This is a genomic window from Salinarimonas sp., from assembly GCF_040111675.1.
Classification (GTDB): domain Bacteria; phylum Pseudomonadota; class Alphaproteobacteria; order Rhizobiales; family Beijerinckiaceae; genus Salinarimonas.
Window position 1 is genome coordinate 5,013,329 of sequence record NZ_CP157794.1, and the last position, 22,053, is coordinate 5,035,381.

The 22,053-nt window shown below is 72.2% G+C and carries 18 protein-coding genes and 1 tRNA gene; 10 read left to right on the plus strand and 9 right to left on the minus strand.

Annotation, left to right across the window (positions count from 1 at the left end; all coding sequences use genetic code 11):
* Nucleotides 1–79: 79 nt before the first annotated feature.
* From trmB to ABL310_RS23280, 5 genes are all read right to left on the minus strand, one after another.
* The gene (trmB, locus tag ABL310_RS23260) at nt 80–814 is read right to left on the minus strand and encodes a tRNA (guanosine(46)-N7)-methyltransferase TrmB (RefSeq protein WP_349369371.1); all 735 of its coding nucleotides are present in this window, start codon (nt 812–814) and stop codon (nt 80–82) included.
* 93 nt (nt 815–907) lie between these two features.
* Nucleotides 908–1,129, minus strand: a complete 222-nt coding sequence (locus ABL310_RS23265) for a Trm112 family protein (protein ID WP_349369372.1) — start codon at nt 1,127–1,129, stop codon at nt 908–910.
* Nucleotides 1,130–1,151: 22 nt separating this feature from the next.
* The gene (locus ABL310_RS23270; RefSeq protein ID WP_349369373.1) at nt 1,152–1,826 is read right to left on the minus strand and encodes an LON peptidase substrate-binding domain-containing protein; all 675 of its coding nucleotides are present in this window, start codon (nt 1,824–1,826) and stop codon (nt 1,152–1,154) included.
* A gap of 62 nt (nt 1,827–1,888) precedes the next feature.
* Nucleotides 1,889–2,809, minus strand: a complete 921-nt coding sequence (trxA, locus tag ABL310_RS23275; protein WP_349369374.1) for a thioredoxin — start codon at nt 2,807–2,809, stop codon at nt 1,889–1,891.
* A gap of 141 nt (nt 2,810–2,950) precedes the next feature.
* Nucleotides 2,951–3,478, minus strand: a complete 528-nt coding sequence (locus tag ABL310_RS23280) for a prolyl-tRNA synthetase associated domain-containing protein (protein ID WP_349369375.1) — start codon at nt 3,476–3,478, stop codon at nt 2,951–2,953.
* A 189-nt stretch (nt 3,479–3,667) separates the two neighbouring features.
* On the opposite strand from ABL310_RS23280, the gene ABL310_RS23285 reads away from it, so the two are divergent.
* From ABL310_RS23285 to ABL310_RS23300, 4 genes are all read left to right on the plus strand, one after another.
* Nucleotides 3,668–3,742, plus strand: a tRNA-Gly gene (locus ABL310_RS23285).
* A 156-nt stretch (nt 3,743–3,898) separates the two neighbouring features.
* Nucleotides 3,899–4,921, plus strand: coding sequence for a zinc-binding dehydrogenase (locus ABL310_RS23290; RefSeq protein ID WP_349369376.1), 1,023 nt, complete (start codon nt 3,899–3,901; stop codon nt 4,919–4,921).
* Between the two features lie 90 nt (nt 4,922–5,011).
* Nucleotides 5,012–5,947 carry a lipid A biosynthesis lauroyl acyltransferase gene (locus ABL310_RS23295; RefSeq protein ID WP_349369377.1) on the plus strand — a complete coding sequence of 312 codons (936 nt, stop codon included), beginning with the start codon at nt 5,012–5,014 and terminating at the stop codon, nt 5,945–5,947.
* A gap of 67 nt (nt 5,948–6,014) precedes the next feature.
* The gene (locus ABL310_RS23300) at nt 6,015–6,761 is read left to right on the plus strand and encodes a DUF1223 domain-containing protein (protein ID WP_349369378.1); all 747 of its coding nucleotides are present in this window, start codon (nt 6,015–6,017) and stop codon (nt 6,759–6,761) included.
* A gap of 57 nt (nt 6,762–6,818) precedes the next feature.
* Here the strand turns inward: ABL310_RS23300 and ABL310_RS23305 are convergent, their stop codons facing one another.
* Nucleotides 6,819–8,813: a tyramine oxidase gene (locus ABL310_RS23305; protein ID WP_349369379.1), complete on the minus strand. Its 1,995-nt coding sequence runs from the start codon at nt 8,811–8,813 to the stop codon at nt 6,819–6,821.
* Between the two features lie 263 nt (nt 8,814–9,076).
* Between ABL310_RS23305 and ABL310_RS23310 the strand changes: the two genes are divergently transcribed.
* From ABL310_RS23310 to ABL310_RS23325, 4 genes are read left to right on the plus strand one after another with little or no spacing between them, the layout of a single operon-like run.
* Nucleotides 9,077–10,354 (plus strand): imelysin family protein, encoded by a 1,278-nt coding sequence (locus ABL310_RS23310; protein WP_349369380.1) that lies wholly within the window; start codon nt 9,077–9,079, stop codon nt 10,352–10,354.
* Nucleotides 10,351–11,505 (plus strand): cytochrome c peroxidase, encoded by a 1,155-nt coding sequence (locus ABL310_RS23315; RefSeq protein ID WP_349369381.1) that lies wholly within the window; start codon nt 10,351–10,353, stop codon nt 11,503–11,505. The genes ABL310_RS23310 and ABL310_RS23315 overlap by 4 nt, the downstream gene beginning before the upstream one ends.
* Entirely contained in the window at nt 11,483–12,646 is a 1,164-nt protein-coding gene (locus tag ABL310_RS23320; RefSeq protein ID WP_349369382.1) for a di-heme oxidoredictase family protein, read from the plus strand. Before ABL310_RS23315 ends, ABL310_RS23320 begins: the two co-directional genes overlap by 23 nt.
* A 46-nt stretch (nt 12,647–12,692) precedes the next feature.
* Nucleotides 12,693–13,460, plus strand: a complete 768-nt coding sequence (locus ABL310_RS23325) for a SprT family zinc-dependent metalloprotease (protein ID WP_349369383.1) — start codon at nt 12,693–12,695, stop codon at nt 13,458–13,460.
* A gap of 9 nt (nt 13,461–13,469) precedes the next feature.
* On the opposite strand, the gene ABL310_RS23330 is transcribed toward ABL310_RS23325, so the two are convergent.
* The gene (locus ABL310_RS23330) at nt 13,470–16,166 is read right to left on the minus strand and encodes an EAL domain-containing protein (protein WP_349369384.1); all 2,697 of its coding nucleotides are present in this window, start codon (nt 16,164–16,166) and stop codon (nt 13,470–13,472) included.
* Between the two features lie 121 nt (nt 16,167–16,287).
* On the opposite strand from ABL310_RS23330, the gene ABL310_RS23335 reads away from it, so the two are divergent.
* Together ABL310_RS23335 and ABL310_RS23340 are read left to right on the plus strand one after the other, a co-directional pair.
* The gene (locus ABL310_RS23335; protein WP_349369385.1) at nt 16,288–17,919 is read left to right on the plus strand and encodes an aromatic amino acid ammonia-lyase; all 1,632 of its coding nucleotides are present in this window, start codon (nt 16,288–16,290) and stop codon (nt 17,917–17,919) included.
* A gap of 162 nt (nt 17,920–18,081) precedes the next feature.
* Nucleotides 18,082–19,731: an electron transfer flavoprotein-ubiquinone oxidoreductase gene (locus ABL310_RS23340; protein ID WP_349372111.1), complete on the plus strand. Its 1,650-nt coding sequence runs from the start codon at nt 18,082–18,084 to the stop codon at nt 19,729–19,731.
* Between the two features lie 210 nt (nt 19,732–19,941).
* Here ABL310_RS23340 and ABL310_RS23345 read toward each other — a convergent pair whose 3' ends face one another.
* Both ABL310_RS23345 and ABL310_RS23350 read right to left on the minus strand, forming a co-directional pair.
* Entirely contained in the window at nt 19,942–20,640 is a 699-nt protein-coding gene (locus ABL310_RS23345; RefSeq protein ID WP_349369386.1) for a transglycosylase SLT domain-containing protein, read from the minus strand.
* A 77-nt stretch (nt 20,641–20,717) separates the two neighbouring features.
* The gene (locus tag ABL310_RS23350; protein ID WP_349369387.1) at nt 20,718–22,010 is read right to left on the minus strand and encodes a murein L,D-transpeptidase family protein; all 1,293 of its coding nucleotides are present in this window, start codon (nt 22,008–22,010) and stop codon (nt 20,718–20,720) included.
* Nucleotides 22,011–22,053 lie beyond the last annotated feature (43 nt).

Consider the following 22,053-nt stretch of genomic DNA (forward strand, 5'->3'; position numbering starts at 1 on the left):
CAGGCATCGGCGCGTATGGGTCCCGGGTCGCCGTTCGGCGCCCGGGATGACAGCGATGGAAGCCGCCGAAGCGACTGTTTCACACCCGCTCGAAGGTGAGATAGGAGGGCGTGCGGCCCTCGCGGATCGCCTTCGCCTCGTAGCGGGTGCCGGGCCAGCCGGGATAGGGCGTGCGCCAGTCGTCGGCGCGCGCCGCCGTCCAGGCGAGGCGCGGCTCCTTCGCGGCGCGGGCCAGCGTCCAGCCCACGTAGTCGTCGATGTCGCTGGCGAAGCGGAAGATGCCGCCGGGCTTCAGCACGCGGGCGATCTCGGCGAGGCTCTCGGGCGAGACGAAGCGGCGCTTGCGCGTGCGCCGCTTCGGCCACGGATCCGGGTAGAGCAGATACACGGCCTCGAGCGACGCGTCCGGCAGGGCGGGCAGGAGCAGCGCCGCGTCCTGGTCCCACAGGCGCACGTTGGCGAGGGCCTCCTCGTCGATCCGCGCCAGCATCTTCGCCATGCCGTTGATGAAAGGCTCGACGCCGATGAAGCCGGCCTGCGGCTCGGCGCGCGCCATGTGCGCCAGGTGCTCGCCGCCGCCGAAGCCGATCTCGAGCACGATGCGCTCCGGCCGGTGCGGGAAGAGGTCGGACAGGTCGGCGAAGGCCTGCGGCGCCTCGCGCGGGTCGGGGACCCGGCGCTCCGGGAGCAGCGTCGCGAGCCGCTCCTCCTGGCCCGGCCGCAGGCGCTTGCCCTTGCGGCGGCCGAAGAATGCGCCGGAGAAGTCTCCTGCGGGACCCTGGTCCTCCCGGCTTTCGATGTCGTCGTCGGTCATGCGTCTCGTCGTCGCTCGGCTCGGTCGGCGCCGGGATCGGCGCGCGGCCCGCGGCTTAGCCCATCTCGCCGCCGCGCGCGAGCGCGAAACCGCTCAGGAGAGCGGGCGCGCCTCCTCGGGCAGCATGATCGGGATGCCGTCGCGGATCGGATAGGCGAGCTTCGCCTGGCGCGAGATCAGCTCCTGCGCCGTCCTGTCGTATTCGAGCGGCCCCTTGGTCAGCGGGCAGACCAGGATCTCGAGCAGCTTGGGATCGATGGCGAGGGGGCCGGTCGGCTCCGAAGCGGGCGTCTGCTCGGGGGTGGTGTCGCTCATGGCGTCGTCTCGCTCTCGAACATCATTGCAGCGTCGGCTCGCCGTCGTCGTCGCCCGAGCGGGCGATCTCGATCTCGGTGAGCGCGATCAGCGCCTCCGCCCGGCTCTTCAGGTCGGGCGCCTCCAGCAGCGCCTGCTTCTCGCGCACGCCGAAGGGCGTCATCATGCACAGCGCGTTGACCAGCGCCTCGTTCGGCGCCTGCTCCACCCCGCGCCAGTCGACCTCGACCTCCATCGCGTCGACGAACTGGCGCAGCGCGCCGAGCACGCCCTCGCGGTCGACCTCCTCCTCGCCGGCGCGGGCGGTGAAGTCGCGCGCGAAGGGCGTGAAGTCCGCCTCCACCTGCCGGTAGGGCGTCATGGCGGTCAGCTCGTGGGCGACCTTGAAGCGCGCGATGCCGGTCAGCGTCATCAGGTAGCGCCCGTCGCCGGTCTCGGCGAACTGGGTGATCCGCCCGGCGCAGCCGATGGCGTAGAGCTTCGGCGGGCCGCCATGGGCGCCGGCTTCCGCGTCGGGCTGGATCATGCCGATGATCCGGTCCGTGCGCAGCGCGTCGTCGACCATGGCGAGATAGCGCGGCTCGAAGATGTTGAGCGGCATCTGCCCGCGCGGGAGCAGCAGCGCGCCGGGCAGGGGAAAGACCGGGATCGTCTCCGGGCAGTCCTGCGGGCCGCGATAGGAGGCGTTCATCGCCATGTCCGAAAACCCCGCCAGTTCGTGCGGTGCGACGCGGGCCGGCTCGCTGCGGCCCCGCCGCATCAGCGGAACAGGACCGACGAGAGCCGGCGACGGCCCACCATTGTGGCCTCGTCCTTGGGACCCCACGCCTCGAAGAACTCCACGAGCTGCTTGCGGGCCCCGTCCTCGTTCCAACTACGGTCCCGGCGGACGATTTCAACCAGCTGCTCGGCGGCGGCGACGCGTTCGTTGCGCGCGTTGAGGGCGAGGGCCAGGTCGAAGCGGGCCTGATGGTCGTCCGCGTTCTCGGCGACCTTGCGCTCGAGCTCGGCGACGTCGCCGAGGGCGGCGGCCTGCTCGGCGAGCTCGATCGCCTTGCGGGCGGGGGCGAGCGCCGGATCGTCCGCCTTTTCCGGCGGGGCCATGTCGAGCATGCGCTTGGCGCCTTCGAGATCGCCGATGTCGACGTGCAGCTTCGCCATGCCGCCGAGCGCGACCATGTTGTCGGGCTCGCGCTGGAGCACGGCGGCGTAGAGCTCGGCCGCGCCCTGGGCGTCGCCCTTGCCGGCGCGGGTCGCGGCCTCCTCGAGCGCCTGCTCGACGGGCGAGGGACCGGCCGCGCCGCCGAGCTTGTCGATGAAGGCCTTGATCTGCGCCTCGGGCTGGGCGCCCATGAAGCCGTCCACCGGCTGGCCCTGGACGAAGGCGATCACAGCGGGGATCGACTGGATGCCGAGCTGGCCGGCGATCGAGGGATGCTCGTCGATGTTCATCTTGACGAGCTTCACCTTGCCCTTGGCCTCGCGCACCACCTTCTCGATGACGGGCGTCAGCTGCTTGCAGGGCCCGCACCAGGGCGCCCAGAAGTCGACGAGCACCGGCGTCGTCATCGAGGCGGCGATCACGTCCTGGCGGAACGTCGCCGTGGTCGTGTCCTTGATCAGGTCGGCGGGCGCGCCGCCCTGGGGGCCGCCTTGCAGGTTCGATCCGTCTGCGAGCATGTCGGTTCGGCTCCGGTTCTCTCGCGGCGGCGGCGCCGTCCGGCGACCCGCCTGCGTCGTTTTGTCGGCCTCAAGATGGGGTCGGGTCGCCCGGCGCGCCAGGGGGGTTCCCCGGATGCGCAGGTCGCCCGTGCCCGAACGTCAGGTCTCCGCCGGCGGCTCGGGCAGGTCGACCACCGTCGGGGGGTGGTCGATCGCCGCGAGGAAGGCGACGAGCGCGTCCCGCGGGATCGCCGTCGTCATGGTATTGACGAGCGGGTGGACGTTGATCGTGTCGAACCCGGTGAGCGTGCGGTCGAGGAAGAAGCGCACACGGCCCGTGCGGTCGTTGGCCAAGGCCAGCGGCGTCACCGACCCCGGCTCGACGCCGAGCACCTCGCCGAGCAGCTCCGCCGAGCCGAAGGACAGCCGGCTCGCCGCGCCGAGCGGCACGTGCAGCTTCTTCAGGTCGATCCTCGCATGCGCCTCGGCGGTGACGAGGAAGATCTGCCCCTTCTTGTCCTTGAGGAAGAGGTTCTTCGTGTGCCCGCCCGGCAGGTCGCGCTCGATCGCCTGGGACTGCGCGACGGTGAACACCGCCTCGTGCTCCACGGTCCGGTAGGGGACGCCGTGCCGGTCGAGGAGGGCGAACAGGGCTTGCGGATCGAGGGGGGCGTCGGGCGTGCTCATGGGGGCGTTCTAGGCGAGGCGCGCGCCGCGCTCAAGGGCGGACGAAGGGCGGGAGAGGACCGCCGTCCCGTGCATTCGGCGGCGTCGCGACCGGGTGCGGACGGCCCGAAATTTTCCGCTTGCAATCCGTTTTCGGCTGGTTCATATCACCGGCCTCGACAGCGGGCGTCGCCCCGCGGTCCGGAGCGAGCGGGTGTAGCTCAGGGGTAGAGCACAACCTTGCCAAGGTTGGGGTCGAGGGTTCGAATCCCTTCGCCCGCTCCAGTTTCCCTCTCCGAGGGTGTCCGCAGGAAGCCGCCGCGAGGCGGCTTTTCGCGTTTCGGGCCGTCTCGGCCGCACCACCTCCCGGCTTGTCATCCCCGCCCCCACCCGCTAAGCCGCGGGCCGAACCCCCTCTCCCCGTCCAACCGCGAGAGAACCATGCGCGCCCTGCGTCTCCACGGCGACCGCGACCTGCGGCTCGAGACCCTCGACGATCCGGCCCCGCCCGCCCCGGGCGAGGTGCAGGTGCGGGTCAAGGCGGTGGCGCTGAACTTCCTCGACGTCTGGGGCTTCCGCGGCATGGCCTTCGCCAAGCGCAAGCTCCCGCAGGTGGCGGGCGTCGAGGGCGCGGGCGAGGTCGTCGCCGTCGGCGAGGGCGTCAGCCGTTTCCAGGCGGGCGACCCGGTGGTGATGTACGGCGCCGACACCTGCGGCGAGTGCCGCGCCTGCCGCGAGGGGCGCGACAATCTCTGCGAGAACGTCGCCGGCATCATGGGCTTCCACGTCGACGGCATGGCCCGCGAGCTGCTCAATCGCCCCGAGCGGCTGCTCGTCCCCGTGCCGAAGGGCGTGCCGTACGAGGACGCCGCCTGCGCCGCCATCGGCTTCGGCACGGTGCAGCACATGCTGTTCGACAATGCCAAGCTCGAGCCCGGCGAATCGATCCTCGTCCATGCCGGCGGCTCGGGCATCGGCACCGCCGCGATCAAGATGGCCAAGGCCATCGGCTGCACGGTCTACACGACGGTCGGCGACGACGAGAAGGGCGAGAAGGCGAAGGCGCTCGGCGCCGACCACGTGATCAACTACAAGACCGAGCGCTTCGAGGGCGAGGTCCGCCGCCTCACCCGCCGCAAGGGCGTCGACGTCGTGTTCGAGCACGTGGGCGCCGACACCTGGAACGGCTCGCTTCTGTGCCTCAAGCGCGGCGGGCGCCTCGTCACCTGCGGCTCGACCTCCGGCGTCTCGACCACGATGAACCTGATGCAGCTGTTCCAGCAGCAATACCGCATCTTCGGCTCCTTCGGCTGCTCGATGAAGAACATCGCCCAGTCGCTGGAGAAGATGGCGGCGGGCATGAACCCGGTGATCGACGCGACCTTCCCGCTGGCGGACTTCCAGCAGGGGCTCGAGCGGCTCGAGGGCCGCAGGGTCTTCGGCAAGGTGGTGGTCACGCTCTGAGCCGGCGCGGCCGCGCTTGACCCCGGCGGCGCGATCGGCCACACACGCGCGCCCTCCCTCCCGTTCTCCAAGAAGGTCTCAGGCGTCCGCGTGTCCGGTTTTCGTCTCCGTCTGGCTCGGCTCTCCGGGCGCGTCCTGGAAGCCGCGAGCGTCGCGGTCGTGCGCGCGGTGTTCGGCCTGTCGCGCCGGCTCGGGCCGGATCGCGCGGCGCGCGTCGGCGCGGCGCTCACGCGCACGCTCGGCCCCCTCGTCCCCGCCCACCGCACCGCGATGGCGAACGTCGCCGCCGCATTCCCCGAGAAGTCGGAGGCCGAGCATCGCGCCATCGTCCGCGGCGCCTGGGACAATCTCGGGCGCACCGCGGCGGAATACGCCCATCTGGACACGATCTTCGACTTCGACCCGGAGAACCCCGGCGCCGGCCGCATCGAGGTGGAGGGCATCCCCTATTTCGAGGCGCTGCGCGACGACGGCCGTCCGGGCATCATCTTCTCCGCGCATCTCGCCAACTGGGAGCTGCCGGCGATCTGCGCCCATCGCTACGGCCTCGCCGCCACCGCCGTCTTCCGCGCCCCGAACACGGCCGCGGTGGCGCGCGCCGTGATGGAGGTGCGCTCGCAGACCATGGGCGGGCTCGAGGCCGCGCGCCAGGGCGCGGCCTTCGCCATGGCGGGCGTGCTCGACCGCGGCGGCCATCTCGGCATGCTGGTCGACCAGCACTTCACCCGCGGCGTCGACGTGACCTTCTTCGGGATGCCGGCGAAGGCGAACCCGATCCTCGGCAAGTTCGCACGGCGCTTCGACTGCCCCGTCCACGGGGTGCGCGTCGTCCGCCTGCCGGGCGGGCGCTTCCGGCTCGAGCTCACCCCGCCCCTCGACCTGCCGCGGGACGAGACCGGCGAGATCGACGTGCAGGGCGCCATGCAGGCCATGACCTCCGTCGTCGAGGGCTGGGTACGCGAGCATCCCGAGCAATGGCTCTGGCAGCACCGCCGCTGGCGCCCCGTGCCGGGCCGGACGCGCTGAGCCGATCACGGGCCTGCTCAAGGCAACGTGAGTTCCCCGTTAACGGCGCGCGTGCTTTAAAGCCGGCATGAACTCGGCCCGCTCCGTCCTCGCCCTCGCGCTCGTCGCGCTCCCGGCCGCCCTCGCGGCGGCGGGCGGCGTGCGCGCCGAGGGCGGCGAGAACGCCGCGCCCAAGGCGGTGGTCGAGCTGTTCACCAGCCAAGGCTGTGCGTCCTGCCCGCCGGCGGACGCGAAGCTCGTCGAGATGGCGCGCAATCCCGACATCCTCGCCCTCACCCTGCCCGTCGATTACTGGGACTATCTCGGCTGGGCCGACACCCTCGCCGATCCCGCCCACAGCGCCCGCCAGCGGGGCTACGCCGAGGCGCGCGGCGACGGCAAGGTGTTCACGCCGCAGATGGTGGTGAACGGCGCCATCGCCTGTGTCGGGTCGAAGCCGGAGGAGGTCGCCGACGCGCTCGAGGAGGCGCGCGCCGACGACGAGCGCCTGCCGGTCGCCGTGTCCGTCGACGTCGCCGGCGGCGAGGCGAGCATCCGCGTCGGCGCGGGAGCGGAGGCGCCCGCCGAGGTCTGGCTCCTCGCGGTCGATCGCGAGGAGGAGGTCGCCATCGCCCGCGGCGAGAATACCGGCCGCCACGCGCATTACGCCAACATCGTGCGCGGCATGGTCAAGATCGGCGACTGGACCGGCGCGGAGGCGCGCTTCCGCCACGCGCTGGCCGGCCACGGCGACTTCCACGTGGTGCTGGTGCAGAAGCGCCACGACGGCAATCCGGGCGCCATCCTCGGCGCCGGCCGCAGCGACGCGCGCTAGCTCGACGCGCGCCATGGCGGTCCGCGGCCGAACGGCCGCAGACCGCGCGAGCGTTCCTCAGCTCGGCTCCTCGGGCAGCCGCTCGGTGATCGAGGGGTTGCGGTCGAAGAAGTTGAAGGGCTTGAGCGAGAAGCGCTTCCACATGGTCGGCATCACCGGCCAGTCCTCCATGCGCGGCACGTGATGGAAGCCCATCGTGTACCAGACGACGACGTCCGTATCGTCGATCGAGCGTCCGGCCGCGGCCCAGTCGGCGAGGGTGTCCTCGCCCGTGGAGGCCAGCGCGAAGCGCCCGCCGGCGTAGCGCTGGCGCGGGTCCTGCGGCGTCACCTGGAAGGTGTGCAGGACGTAGGGGTTGCGCGCGATCGGCGGATCCTCCGGGTCGAAGGGCGAGTACGCCACCGAGTTCTCCGGCACGATCATGTAGCCGGGCATGTGGCCCAGGCCGCTGCGCACGTTCGTGTTCGTCACGTGATACATGGCCGGGTTCGCCGGATCGACGCGGTAGGTCGCCTCGTCCTCCGTCTTCGGCATCTCCATGCGCGTCACCCAGAACGAGCGCCGCTCGGCGGTCTCCTCCGGCGTGCCGGGCACGAGGCGCGTGCGCATGAAGCTGTTCTCGCGCCCGTCGATGTCGAAATCGAGCCGGAAGTTGAAATAATGGTCGTGGTTGGGCGCGACGATCTGCGGGGCGATCAGCGTGCCGTAGCGGGTCTCCTCGGCCGCGGTGGGGTCGTCCATCGAGCGCGAGACGGCGCCCTTGACGGCGTCGAGCCCGGTCGAGCCGACCTGGATCTCGATGTTGCCGTCCGTCTTGAACACATAGTCGACGAGGTAGTCGTAATTGCCGACCTCGGAGGCCGTGCGCACCACGAGCTCGCGCGCCGGTCGTCCTTCCGCGGGCACGAACGTATCGGGCCCCTGCGCGAAGATCTCGAAATGCCGCCAGGCGGGGTCGCCGATCGAGCGCTCGAACACGCAGATCGCGTCCGGGATCTCGAGCGGATCGCCCATGTCGTCGTGGACGAGGACCGGGCGGAAATCGGCGTGGCGCGGGCAATCGACGCCGGCGCGCAGCGGCGAGAGGAAGATGCCGAAGCCGTACTCGCCGCTGTCCATGTAGGTGCGCCAGTACCAGCCGACGTCCGGGTCCATGTAGGGCACGAAAACCTCGGAGAGGTGCGCCTGGTAGAGCACCGAACGCCATTCCTCCCCGTCCCTGGCCTCGATCATGCTGAGCACCGGGCCCGGGCGCTTGTCGACGCGCAGCCGGAAGCGCCACATGTCCCATTCGATCAGGCCGTCGTCGCCGCCGAAATTGGCCCCGCCGGGCTGGGTCAGCTCCACCGGGTTCGCCTTCACGCGCAGCCCGTAGCGCTCCTCGATCTCGGGCTCGGTGTAGCCCCAGCCGTCCTCCGGCACGGCGAGCATGCCCGTGTCGATCACCTCGAGCACCGTGCCCTCGCCGAGGTCGACGACGGCGATCAGACCCTCGATCGGACGGGCGTAGAAATTCGAGGTCGTCGGGCTGACGTAGCAGGGCACCTTCATCAGCCGCTGCCCGGCCTCGGGCCCCTCGAAGAAGTTGCCCGCCGTCAGCGGCAGGCAGAACACGTCGTCGGGCGAAAGGCCGCGCTTCTCGAGGCCGGACTGGAAGTCCGGATGGCTCAGCGCCAGCTCCATGGCGCCCAGGAACTCCTCGAACAGCAGCATCGGCTGCCCCTCGATCCGCTCCCAGGAGAGCAGCTCGCCCGCGGCGAGGTCGATGCGCGCCTCGTAGGTGACGGCGCCTTCCTTGACGAAGGCGTGGGCCACGCGCGGGATCGGGTCTCCCTCCGACCAGGTAAGAACCTCCTCCTTCGGCGGCTCGTCGAGCTCGATCAGCGGGAAGCGCGAACCCTCGGTAAGGCGACCGGCCTCCGTGAGGATCTGCTTGACGAGCGCGTATTCGGCGGCCTGGAGGCCGTCGAGCGGGTGCGTGGGGGCGGCGCCGGCGGCGCCCGCGGCGAGGCATCCTGCCAGGGCCGCGGCGGCTACGGTCTTGCGGGTCATGCGGTCGTTTCCCTCTCGTCTTCTCGTTGCGGCGCCTCGCGGCGCCGGCTTCCCGAGCGATTTCCGCTGGGGAAACGACGAGCCTAGACCGCGCCCGCCGGCCTCCGCAAGGCGCGCCGCGCCTCCCCCTCTGGAACCGTTCCGAGGTGGTATCCGGAGAACACCGTGGTTGCTCCGCCGGTGCGAGGGGCGTAGCAAGTGCTTGAAAACGCTCATTCTTTTTAGGCGTTCCAAACTGGACCCGGTTCAGAAGGAGAGATCCCGTGCGCAGCCTCCCCCGCTCCCTCGCCGCCGCGACGGCGCTCGCCGGCCTGATCGCGACGGCCCCGGCCTACGCGGCCGCGCCGACGCCCCAGGCGGTGGTGGAGACCTATGCCGACATCGCCCATGCGATGTACGACGACGCGCTCGCCTCCGCCCGCGACCTGCGCGGCGCCGTCGACAAGCTCCTCGCCGATCCGAGCGAGGAGACCCTGGCCGCCGCCCGCACGGCCTGGATCGCCGCGCGCGTGCCCTACCAGCAGACGGAGGGGCTGCGCTTCGGCAATCCGCTGGTCGACGCATGGGAAGGCAAGGTCAACGCCTGGCCCCTCGACGAGGGGCTGATCGACTACGTCGCCACCGACATGTATGGCGAGGACTCGGACGAGAACCCGCTCTACACGGCGAACGTGATCGCCAGCGAGAGCATCCGGGTCGGGCGCGAGACCATCGACGCCTCCACGATCGACGCCGACCTGCTGCGCGCCCTGCACGAGGCCGACGGCGTCGAGGCCAACGTCTCGACCGGCTACCATGCCGTCGAGTTCCTGCTCTGGGGCCAAGACCTCAACGGCACGGGTCCCGGCGCCGGCGAGCGTCCGGCGACCGACTTCGCGCCGGGCGAGGACTGCACGCACGGGAATTGCGAGCGCCGGCGCGACTATCTCGTCGCCGCGACCGACCTGCTGATCGCCGATCTCGAGGAGATGGTCGCCGCCTGGGGCGCGGGCGGCGCGGCGCGCACGGACATCGCCGAGAAGAGCGCCGAGGACGGGCTCTCCACCATCCTCACCGGCCTCGGCTCGCTGTCCTACGGCGAGCTCGCCGGCGAGCGCATGAAGCTCGGCCTCCTCCTGCACGACCCGGAGGAGGAGCACGACTGCTTCGCCGACAACACCCACAACTCGCACTACTACAACCAGGTCGGCATGCAGGCGCTCTACGGCGGCCGCTACGAGCGCACCGACGGCTCGATCGTCACCGGCGCGAGCCTCGCCGACTACGCGACGGCGCAGGCGCCCGACACGGCGCAGCAGGTGAGGACCGCGATGGACGGCGCGCGCGACGCGCTCGGCGCGATCAAGGCCCGCGCCGAGGCCGGCGAGGCCTACGACCAGATGCTGGCGCTCGGCAATACCGAGGGCAACGCGGCGCTCGAGGCGGGCGTCGAGAGCCTCGTCGCCCAGGCCCGCGCGCTCGAGGCGCTCGTGGCCGATCTCGGCCTCACCATCACCGTCGAAGGGTCGGACAGCCTGGACGACCCGACGCTGGTGCGGTGAGCGGGCGCGCGACCCTCGTCCCCGCCCTCGCCGCCGCGCTCGCGGTCGGCGTCGGCGGGGCCGTGCTCGCGGGCGAGCGGCCCGGCGAGGGGGAGGCGCTCGCCTTCGCCTCGCCGGCCGCGCTCGGCGAGGCCCTGTTCTTCGACCCGCGGCTTTCGGCGAGCGGCACGCAGTCCTGCGCCACCTGCCACAACCCGGATACCGGCTTCGCCGACCCCCGCGCCGACGCGCTCGGCGGCGCCGTCTCGCTCGGCGCGGACGAGACCGCGATGGGCCGGCGCAACGCCCCGACGCTGACCTACGCGGCGGAGGTCCCGGCCTTCCACCGCGACGAGGAGGGCTTTCGCGGCGGCATGTTCCACGACGGGCGCGCGGCGGATCTCGTCGAGCAGGCCAAGGGCCCGATCCTCGACGCCGCCGAGATGCAGATGGCGGACGAGGCGGCCGTCGTCGCCGCGGTGCGGGCCGAGCCGGCCTACGCCGCCGCCTTCGACGCCTTCTTCGCGCCGGGCGTCCTCGACGAGCCCGTGCGCGGCTTCAACGCCGTCGCCCAGGCCATCGCCGCCTTCGAGCGCACCGAGACCTTCGCGCCGTTCTCGTCCAAGTACGACCGCTGGCTCGCGGGCGAGGCGGAGCTGGACGATTTCGAGGAGCTCGGCCGGGTGCTGTTCTTCTCGCAGCAATTCACCAATTGCGCGCTCTGCCACCTCGGCGACGGCGGCCTGCGGAACGCGCGCGAGACCTTCACCGACCACCGCTACCACAATGTCGGCACGCCGGCGCATCCGGAGCTCGCGACGGATGTCGGCCTCGCCGACAACCCCGCCGCCGCGGGAGACCCCGAGCAGCAGGGGCGCTTCCGCACGCCGACGCTCCGGAACGTCGCCGTCACCGGCCCCTACATGCACAACGGCGTCTTCGCCGACCTGCGCACGGTGGTCCTGTTCTACAACACCTACAACACGCGCTCGCAGACGCGGCGCATCAACCCCGAGACCGGCGCGCCCTTCGGCCCGCCGCCGCACCCCGACACGCTCGCGCTGGAGGATCTCGAGCACGGCCCCGCCCTCGACGACCAGCGCATCGACGCCCTCGTCGCCTTCCTGAAGACGCTCACGGACGCGCGTTATGAGCATCTGCTCGAGGAATAGCGGGGCCGCCCTCTCCGTCGCCCTCCTCTGCGCCGCCGCCCCGCCGGCGCTCGCCGACGACCGCATGGCCCGCGTGCTCGGCGCGGCCCTGTTCGAGCGGGCCTGGGTGCCCGCTCCGTCCTCGACGAAGGCGAACGACGGGCTGGGCCCGCTCTTCAACGCCCGCGCCTGCGTCTCCTGCCACGAGGGCCTCGATCGCTGGCCGGTCGCGACCGACGCCGACGGCGTCGTTCTCGATGAGACGCTGGTGCTCAAGCTCTCGGACGAAGGCGGCCGGCCGGACCCGGCCTACGGCGTCCAGATCCAGACCGCCGCCGTCCCGGGCTTCGCGCCCGACGGTCTCGTGCATGTCGGCGAGGGCGGCTACGCGCCCCACGCGCTCGCGCGCGGCCCGCTGGGCGAGGAGACCCGTGCCGGCGCGCGGCTCGCGCCGGCCCTGCGCGGGCTCGGGCGGCTGGAAGCCGTGCCGGACGACGTCCTCGCGGCGACCGCCGACCCGGACGATGCCGACGGCGACGGCGTCTCGGGCCGGTTCGTCGGCCGCTTCGGCCACAAGGCGCACGCGCCCGACCTCGCGACCATGACCGCGATCGCCTTCGCCACCGATCTCGGCATGTCGACGACGCACCGCCCCGCGCCGGAGGGCGACTGCCCCGACGCCGCCTGCCGCGCCGCACCCCACGGCGGCGACGCCGAGATCCCCGAGATCACGGACGAGATCGTCTCCCTCGTCGCGGCCTATCTCGCCGCGATCCCGCCGCCGACGGCGTCGGCGCCCGATCCCGAAGGCGCCGCGCTCTTCGCCGAGGTGGGCTGCGCCGCCTGCCACACGCCGGCGCTGCCCTCGCCCGGCGGGCCGGTCGCGGCCTATACGAACCTCCTCGTCCACGATCTCGGGCCCGGCCTCGACGGCGGCGCGACGGAGCCCGGGATCGCCTCGACCGAGTGGCGCACGGCCCCGCTCTGGGGCCTCTCGCGGGCGCTGGCCAACGGCGCGGGCCTCCTGCACGACGGCCGCGCGGGACGCGTCGTCGAGGCGATCGCCCATCACGGCGGGGAGGCGGCCCGCGCCCGCGCCGCCTTCGAGGCGCTCGATCCACAGGCGAAGGCGCGTCTCGTCGGTTTCGTGGAAGGCCTGTGACGGCGGGCGCTTCCCCGAATCGGCCACCCGGCGCATGATACGGGCCATGGTTCTCTCGCTGTTCCGCCGCGCCGCCCCGCCCGTCGCGCCTCGCGCCGCGCCCGAGCCGGCCACGCTGTGCGTGGCGCACGGATCGGCGCGCTACGAGGTTGCGGTGAAGCGCTCCGCGCGGGCCCGCCGGCTCACCCTGCGCGTGTCGAGCGCCACGGGGGCGGTGGTCCTGACCATCCCGGAGCGCACCGCGCTCTCCGCCGCCGAGCGTTTCGCCCGCGACCATTCCGGCTGGATCGCCGCGCGGCTCGCGCGGGTGCCCGGCCGCGTCGCCTTCGCGGACGGCGCGATCGTGCCGCTGCGCGGGACGCCGCACCGGATCGTCGCCACCGGCGGACGCCGGGGACCCGCCCGCGCCGGCCTCGACGCGGCCGGCGAGCCGGCGATCCTGGTCCCGGGGGACGCCGATCTCGTCGGCAAGCGGGTGGCGGAATTCCTCGCCCGCGAAGCGCGCGCCGATCTCGCCGCGTCGGTCGCCCGCCATACGGGCGTGCTCGGCATCCCAGCCCGGCGCCTCACCCTGCGCGATACGACGAGCCGCTGGGGCTCGTGCTCCTCGCGCGGGCACCTGTCCTTCTCCTGGCGGCTGATCCTCGCGCCGCCCTTCGTGCTCGACTATCTCGCCGCGCACGAGGTCGCGCACCTGAAGGAGATGAACCATTCCGCCCGCTTCTGGCGCCTGACGGAGCGGCTCTGCCCGCACACGGCGGAGGCCGAGGCCTGGCTCAAGCGTCACGGCGCCGGGCTGCACCGCTACGGCTGAGGCTGTCGGTCAGCCGACCGCGAGGACGCGCCCCGCGCCCGCGGACGCGGACGCGGCGCCATGCTCGCGCAAGAACATCGGCACGCGCGACGCCGGCATCGGCTTGCCGAACCGGAAGCCCTGCCCCTCGTCGCAGCCCATGCCGCGCAGGCGCTCCTCCTGCCCGCCGGTCTCGACGCCCTCCGCCACGACCCGCAGCCCGAAGGCGCGGCCGAGCCCGATCACCGCCGCCACGATCGCCGCATCCCCGGGATCGCGCTCGAGATCGCGCACGAAGGAGCGGTCGATCTTGATGTCGTCGACGGGGAACTGCTTGAGATGCGTCAGCGAGGCGTAGCCCGTGCCGAAATCGTCGAGCGCGATGCGCATGCCCGCCCTCGCGAAACGGGCGAGCGTGGCGGCGACGGCCTCGGCGCGCTTGCCGAGGAAAACGGTCTCCGTGACCTCGACGCCGAGCCGCCACCGTGGGACGCCGGCCTCGTCCAGCGCGGCGAACAGCACGTCCGGGAGATCGGCGCGGCCGAACTCGGCGGCGGAGAGGTTGATCGCGACCGTGCCGGGATCGAATCCCTGTCCCAGCCAGGCGGCGAGGTCCGCCGAGACGGCGCGGGCCATGCGCTCCCCGATGGCGAGGGCGATCTCGGCGTTCTCGAAGGCGTCGGCGAAGGCCCCGGGCGTGATCAGGCCGCGTACGGGATGACGCCAGCGCGCCAGCGCCTCGAAGCCGGTGACGGCGCCCGTCGCGAGGTCGATCTTCGGCTGGTAATGGGGCTCGATGGCGTCGCCGCCGAGGGCCGCGCGGATCTCGCCGACGAGCGCGACGCGCGCCTCGACGGCGGCGCGCAGCGCCGGGCGATAGACGGCCGCACGGCCGCGGCCCTGTTCCTTGGCCGAGAACAGCGCGAGATCGGCGCTCATCATCAGTTCCTGGGCGTCGTCGGCGTGATCCGGAAAGCACGCGACGCCGATGCTGGCGCGGCACGCCAGGCTGCGGCCGCCGTGCATGAACGGCGCCCGGAAACCCGCCTCGATCGCCTGGGCCAAGCCCAGGCTCTCCCCCACTTCCGCATGGCCTTCGATCAAAACCGCGAATTCGTCGCCGCCGAGCCGTGCGAGGTGGGGCCCGCTCCCGGTGACCCGCGCGAGGCGCGCCGCGACCTCGCGCAGGAGCGCGTCGCCGGCATCGTGCCCGGCCGCGTCGTTGACGTCCTTGAAGTCGTCGACGTCGACGAGGAGGATCGAGACGCGTCCCGCCGTCGCCCGCGCGCAGGAGAGGGCGCGGGCGAGGCTGCGCTGGAACGCGGCGCGGTTCTCGAGCCCGGTCAGCGAATCGCGGTTGGCCGCCCGCCAGGCGCGCTCCTCCGCCTCCTTCCGCTCGGTGATGTCGAAGGTGACGCCCACGACGCGCCGACGCCCGTCCGCGTCGCGCATTTCCTGGGCGCGGGTGGAGAGCCACATCCAGCGCCCGTCCGGATGACGGTAGCGCACGGCGTCGATGCAGCAGGGCCCGCCCGGCGCGTAGGCCGCATCCAGAAAGGGGCGGTCTTCCGGATGAATGCGCTCGAGGGCCGCCTCGAGGTCGTCGCGGGGGACGCCGAGGATCGCCTCGGACGCGGCGTCGCGAACGATCGCGCGCGTCTCCGGATCGTACTCCCAGGTGGACATGCGCCCCGCGGCCAAGGCGAGGCGCAGCCGTTCGGCCTCGCGCCGGCCCGCGTCCTCGGCGAGCATGCGCTCGTGCACGTCCATGCATTTGCCGATCCACTCGGCCAGGGTGCCGTCCTCGCGCACGAGCGGCACCACTCGCAGCTGCGTCCAGCGCCAGCGGCCCTCGCCGTCGGACAGGCGCAGCGTCTCCTCGAACGACGCTCCCCGACGGCGTGCGCCGAGCCCGCGGCGAAACAGGCGGCGGCGATCCGCGGGATGAACCAGATCGAGCCAGGCGAGCCCGAGCAGGTCCGCGGTCGCGCGCGCGGCGAAAGGCCCGGACAAGGCCGCCTCCGTGATCTCGCCCGAGGCCGCCGCGCGCCAGACCACGCATGCATTGACCGCAGCGAGCGCCTGGAAGCGTCTTTCGGGCGTGAAGCGAGACGGCTGGAGGGTGGACGCATCCCGACCGCGGCCGCGTTCGATCTCGTCGACGACGGCTTTGGCGAGCTCCACCAGGAGAGTTCGGTCGGTGGCGCCGAGCCCGCGGGGCGCGCGATCGAGGACGGCGAGGGCGCCGAGGCGCGCGCCGTCCACGACGAGCGGCGCGCCGGCGTAGAACCGATAGCCCTCGCGCACGATCGGCAGGGACGCGAAGCGCGGATCGTCGAGAGCGTCCTCGACGACGAGGACCGCGTCGGAGCGGATCGTGTGCCGGCAGAAGCCGTCGCAGCGGCGCGCCTCCCGCGCGACGTCGCCGACGAGCGCCTTGCGCCACTCGCGCTCGCCCTCGATCAGGCTCACGTAGGCGGCCGCCGCGCCGAAGAGATCCCGCGCGGTCTCGACGATGCGGTCGAAGCCGGCGGAGGGCGGGGTGCCCAGCAGCGACAACGCGCGCAGAGCCTCCAGGCGTGTGGCCTCCTCCGTGTCGATGGGGAGGTTCGCGTCTGGACCATCCGGGCGCGACGTGTCGTTCATGCCAACCCTCGCGAATTCGACGTGGTATTGCGCCACGGTCGATTTGCGTGAACAAAAGTCAGGATGACAACCATTGTTCAAACGGAGGTTAATCCAACGGCGAATCCCTCGACGCTTTCTCCGGGCGCCGCCGTGTCGTTGCCAGGAGCCGCTGCCGGCTGTAACCGTGAATGCCGGCCATCTTCCCAGGAGACGCACAGCGATGATCGTCGAGCTCGACGGCGCCAACCTCACCATCGACGCCACGGCCGCGGTGGCGCGACCGGACGCCGCAGGCGCCTTCGCCGAGGCCCGGCTGGCGGACGTGGCGCGCGCGCGCATCGCCGAGACCCGCGCCTATATCGACGCGACCTGGATGCACGACGACGCGCCCCTGATGTACGCGTTCAACACCGGCGTCGGGCTGTTCAAGGACCAGCGCGTCGCGATCGCCGACATGGCGGCCTACCAGACGAAGACGGTCTACGCGCACGCGACCGGCATCGGCGAGCCCTTCGCGGAGGACGTCACCCGCGCGATGATGCTCGCGCGCGCCAACGCCTTCGCCTCGAACTATTCCGGCCCGCGGGTGGAGCTCGTCGAGCGGCTCCTCGCCTGCCTGAACGCGGGGCTCCACCCGGTCATTCCCCAGAAGGGGTCGGTGGGCGCCTCCGGCGACCTCGCGCCGCTGGCGCATCTCGCCGGCGCGGTGTGCGGCTTTCCCGAGGCGGAGATGATCTTCCGGGGCCGGCGCATGCCCGCGCGCGAGGCCCTCGCCGCCGCGGGCTTCGAGCCCGACGTCACGCTCGGCGCCAAGGACGCCTCCGCGCTGATCAACGGCTCGACGACCTCGCTCGCGCTGGCCGTGCTGGCGACGCACGACGCGCGCCGCCTGCTCAAGGCGGCCGACATCGCGCTGTGCCTCTCGCTCGAGGCGATGCGCGGCGAGCTGGCGGCCTTCGATCCGCGGCTCCAGCGCGCCCGCCCGCATCCGGGCCAGATGAAGGTCGCGCGCAACGTGCTGCGCATCCTCGACGGCACGACCCGCTGCTCGCAGGCGGCGCGCGACGTGGTCTTTCCCGAGGAGAGCCGCGCGCCCGGATCGCCGGCCTCCCCGCGCGTGCAGGACGTCTATTCCCTGCGCTGCGCCCCGCAGGTGCACGGCCCGGCGGACGAGGCCCTGGCCTACGTGGAGCGCCTCGTCGGGACGGAGCTGAATTCCGCCACCGACAACCCGCTCATCGTCGACGACGGCCAGGGCGGCTACGTCTCCCTCTCGGGCGGGCATTTCCACGGCCAGTACATGGCGCAGGCCATGGACGTCCTCGCCATCGCCATGGCCGACATGGCCTCGATCTCCGAGCGGCGGCTCGCGCGGCTGATCGATCCCGGCATGAGCTACGGCCTGCCGCGCAACCTGCTCGCCGGCAAGAAGGGGCTCAACACCGGCTTCGCCACGGTGCAGTGCTCCGCCTCGGCGCTGGTGATGGAGAACCGCACGCTGGCCATGCCGGCCTCGGTCGACTCGATCCCCGGCAAGGGCAACGCGGAGGACCACGTCTCGAACTCGACCTGGGCCGGCCGCAAGGCCCGCACCATCGTCGAGAACGCCGAGCAGGTCGTGGCCTGCGAGCTGCTGATGGCGGCCCAGGCGCTGACCCTGGTCGAGCCGATCGCCCGCGACCGCCCGCTCGGGCGCGGCACGCAGGCCGCCCTCGACGCCATCCGCGCCGTGATCCCGCCCGCGCTCGACGGCGATCGCTGGTACGCGACCGAGATGGCGCAGGCTTTGGCGCTGGTGCGCTCCGGCGCGGTGGCGAAGGCGGTGGAGGACGCCGTCGGGGTTCTGGAATAAAGCGTCGCAGTTCGGACAGCGTCGGACCGCGCAACTTGCTTGGACGTTGAAAGGTTCGTATCTGGACCCGTGTCAGAGCCAGGGAGTGAGCGCGTGAGCGAGACCGACGCCCCGAAGACCGCCGCCGAGAAGACCGCCGAGAACCTGCCCCCGCGCGAGTCGATGGATTTCGACGTCGTCGTCGTCGGCGGCGGGCCGGCCGGCCTCGCGACCGCGATGCGCCTGAAGCAGCGCGCGGCCGAGGCGGGCGCGGACATCTCCGTCGTGCTCGTGGAGAAGGGCGCCGAGGTCGGCGCGCACATCCTCTCGGGCGCGGTGATCGATCCCGTGGGCCTCGACGCGCTGGTGCCGGACTGGCGCGAGGATCCCGAGCGGCCGCTCGACACCGAGGTGACCAAGGACGAGTTCCTCTATCTCGGCCCCGCCGGCGGCGTGCGCCTGCCGGGCGCCTTCATGCCCGGGCTGATGGGGAACCACGGCAATTTCATCGGCTCGCTCGGCAAGGTCTGCCGCTGGCTGGCGCCGCGCGCCGAGGCGCTCGGCGTCGAGATCTATCCGGGCTTCGCCGCCTCCGAGGTGCTGGTCGAGGACGGCAAGGTGGTCGGCATCGCCACCGGCGACCTCGGCATCACCCGCGAGGGCGAGCCCGGGCCGAACTACACCCGCGGCATGGAGCTGCGCGCCAAGTACACGATCTTCGCCGAGGGCGCGCGCGGCAATCTCGCCAAGCAGATGATCGCCCGCTTCGACCTGGCGGCGGGCCGCGAGCCGCAGAAATACGGCATCGGCATCAAGGAGGTCTGGGAGGTCCAGCCCGAGAAGCACCGCCGCGGGCTGGTGCAGCACTCCTTCGGCTGGCCGCTCGACAACAGGACCGGCGGCGGCTCCTGGCTGTATCATTACGGCGAGAACCTCGTTTCCGTCGGCTTCGTGGTGCACCTCAACTACGAGAACCCGACCCTCTCGCCCTTCGACGAGATGCAGCGCTTCAAGACGCATCCGATGATCGCGGAGACGTTCGAGGGCGCCAAGCGCCTCGCCTACGGCGCGCGCGCCATCGTCGAGGGCGGATGGCAGTCGGTGCCGAAGCTCTCCTTCCCCGGCGGCTGCCTCGTCGGGGACGCGGGCGGCTTCGTCAACGTGCCGCGCATCAAGGGCACGCACAACGCCATCCTGTCGGGCATGCTCTGCGCCGAGCACGTCTTCGAGGCGGTGCAGGCCGGGCGCGCCAACGACGAGGTCGAGAGCTACGAGGAGGCCTGGCGCGGCTCGCGGGTCGGCGAGGACCTCTACCGCGTGCGCAACGTCAAGCCGATGTGGTCCAAGTACGGCACCATGGTCGGCGTGGCGCTCGGCGGGCTCGACATGTGGACGCACCAGCTGATGGGGGGCTCGCTGTTCGGGACGCTGCCCCACGGCAAGCCGGACCACGAGTGCCTCAAGCCCATCGACCAGGTGAAGCCGAAGACCTACGACAAGCCCGACGGCGTGCTGACCTTCGACAAGCTCTCCTCGGTGTTCCTGTCGAACACCAACCACGAGGAGGACCAGCCGAGCCACCTCGTGCTGCTCGACCCCAAGGTGCCGGTGGAGCACAACCTACCGAAATACGGCGAGCCGGCGCGGCTCTACTGCCCGGCGGGCGTCTACGAGGTGGTCTATTCCGACCCGGACGCCAAGACCGATCCGAAGTTCGTCATCAACGCCCAGAACTGCGTCCACTGCAAGACCTGCGACATCAAGGATCCGACGCAGAACATCCAGTGGGTGACGCCCGAGGGCGGCGGCGGGCCGGTCTACCCGAACATGTGAGGGGCTGTCATCCCGGATTGCGAAGCAAGTCCGGGACCCAGACCCTCCAGCGCATGTTCAGCGTGCGCGAAAGCGCGCGCGTCCCGCCCCGGTCATGCCGTCATCGTAGACGGAGGGACGCGGCGTGAACGCCGCTCGGGAACCGGTCGCGGTTCTGGGTCCCGGACTGCCTTCGGCATCCGGGATGACACCCCCTGTCATCCCGGCCGGTCAATTCGCGATCGAGAGCGCCGAGGCCGGCAGCCGGCTCTCGATCGCCCGCAGCCGCTCGCGGTGGCGCCGCCAGAGCGCGCCGTCGGCGGCGCGCCCTCCCCCGCGCTGCGCCACGGCGACGGCCTGCGGCACCTTCGCCTCGCTCAGCGGCGAGCCGATCTGCTTGAGATGCGCGATGGCGCGCACGCAATAGGCCACCGAGCGCGCGCTCATGCGCGTCTCGCCGTGGCCGGCGCGGTACTTCATCAGGGCGCGGCAGAGATCGCCGTCGGCGAGCCGCCAGGCCTCGGCGAGGTAGCGCACGCCGTAGCGCACGTTCACCGCCGGCGCGTAGAGCGCGCGCGTCGTACCCTGGAAGCCGAGCATGGCCGCCGTGCCCGGGCGCACCTGCATCAGCCCCACCTCGTCGAGCGCCCCGGCCGCGCCCGGATCGTAGGAGCTCTCGACCGTCACCACCGCGTCGGCCAGCTCCGCGGGGATGCCGTGGCGCTCCGCCTCCTGCGTGACGAGGGCGAGATAGGCGTCGCGGCCGCGCACCGCGAGCGCCTCGGCGAGGGTGGCCTCCAGCACGTCGGAGGTGGTGGGCGGCGCAGCGGGGTCCGGCAGCGGCAGGTCGAGCGCCGCCGCGGGCCCCGCGGCGAGGGCGAGCCCGAAAGCGGCGGCGCGGATACGACGAAGCACGGGCCGTGGCGGCATGAAGAACCCTCCCGGATCGATCGACCCGGGAGGGTGGTGCGGCTTCGCGGGGGGATCAACCCCGCACAGGCTTCGGGTCAGCGAAGTGCGGAATAGCCGGTCGCCGGCCCCGTCGGCTGCGCGCCAGGGATCAAGGCCGCGCCGCGCTGGGGCGGCGTCGGCGCGCTCACCGGAGCGGCCGGCTCGGGCGCGCCGCCGAAGGGCAGGTTCGAGAACAGGCCGCCGAGCATGCGGGCGTAGAACGGCTCGGTGCGGGTCGCTTCGCCGGGCTGCGGCGCGGGCGCCGCGGCGGTCGCGGCCGGTGCGCCCGGCTGCGGCGCGGGCGCCGTCGCGACGGCGGTCGCCGGAGCCTCCGGCTCGATCGGCCGGCCGTTCGAATCGACCGGAACGAGGCGCGGCCCGGCGGCGAGCGCCTCGGGACGGCTGACGATGCCGAGCCGATCGTCGTTCTGCGCCCGACCGGCGTCCAGGGCCGCGAAGGCGGTGGCGCTGGAGACGTCCGTCGTCGTGGCGTTGGCGAGGCCGAAGGAGGGATGACCGCCGCCGTCCTCGTAGACGACGCGCACGGCGGGCTCGCCGGCCTCGATCAGCCGGGCGATCTCGACCTCGTCCTGCAGGGCGCGGGCGCGCACGGCGGCGGCGACCGTGCCGTCGATCGGCGTGCAGTTCTCCGTCCCGAAGGAATAGCGGCCGCCGCAGACCTCGACCGGCGGCTCGCGGCGCGTGACCTCGAAATAGTCCCAGCCTTCCTTCAGGTTGCGCCAGAAGGCGCTGTTCGGGTCGTAGCGGGACTGGGCGAGGTTCTCCGGCGTCATCCGGAACGGATAGGACTGGAACTGGAAGGCGCGCTGGCCGCCCTCGAAGGCCTCGCGGGCGAGGGCGTAGACCTCGGCGATGGCCTCGTCCGTCATGGCGAAGCAGCCGCGCGAGGTGCACGAGCCGTGCACCATCAGGTGCGAGCCGGTGCGGCCGTGAGCGCGGTCGAACGCGTTGGGGAAGCCGGTGTTGAACGAGAGATAGAAGCTCGAGTTCGGGTTCATCAGCCCCGGCGAGACGGCGTAGAAGCCCTCCGGCGCCTGCCGGTCGCCCTCGCGCATCTTCGGGCCGAGCTGCCCGGACCAACGGCAGATCGGGTAGGTCTTGAGGAGCGCGTACTGGCCGTCCTCGGCCTTCTTCCAGACCTCGAGCTCGGATTCCATCTTGAACACGCGGACCAGGATCGGGTCGTCCTGGTCCATGCCCTTCGTGGACATCAGCGCGAGGGTCTGCGGCGGGATCGGCTGCAGGTGCCGGTTGGACGAGACGGTGCTCTCCTGGCAGGCGGCCAGGGAAAGCGCCAGAGCGGCGACGAGCGCGGCTTTTCTCACCATGGGGTCCCCACTCTCCTCGCGCCGTCGCGGCGCGTGTCCTCAT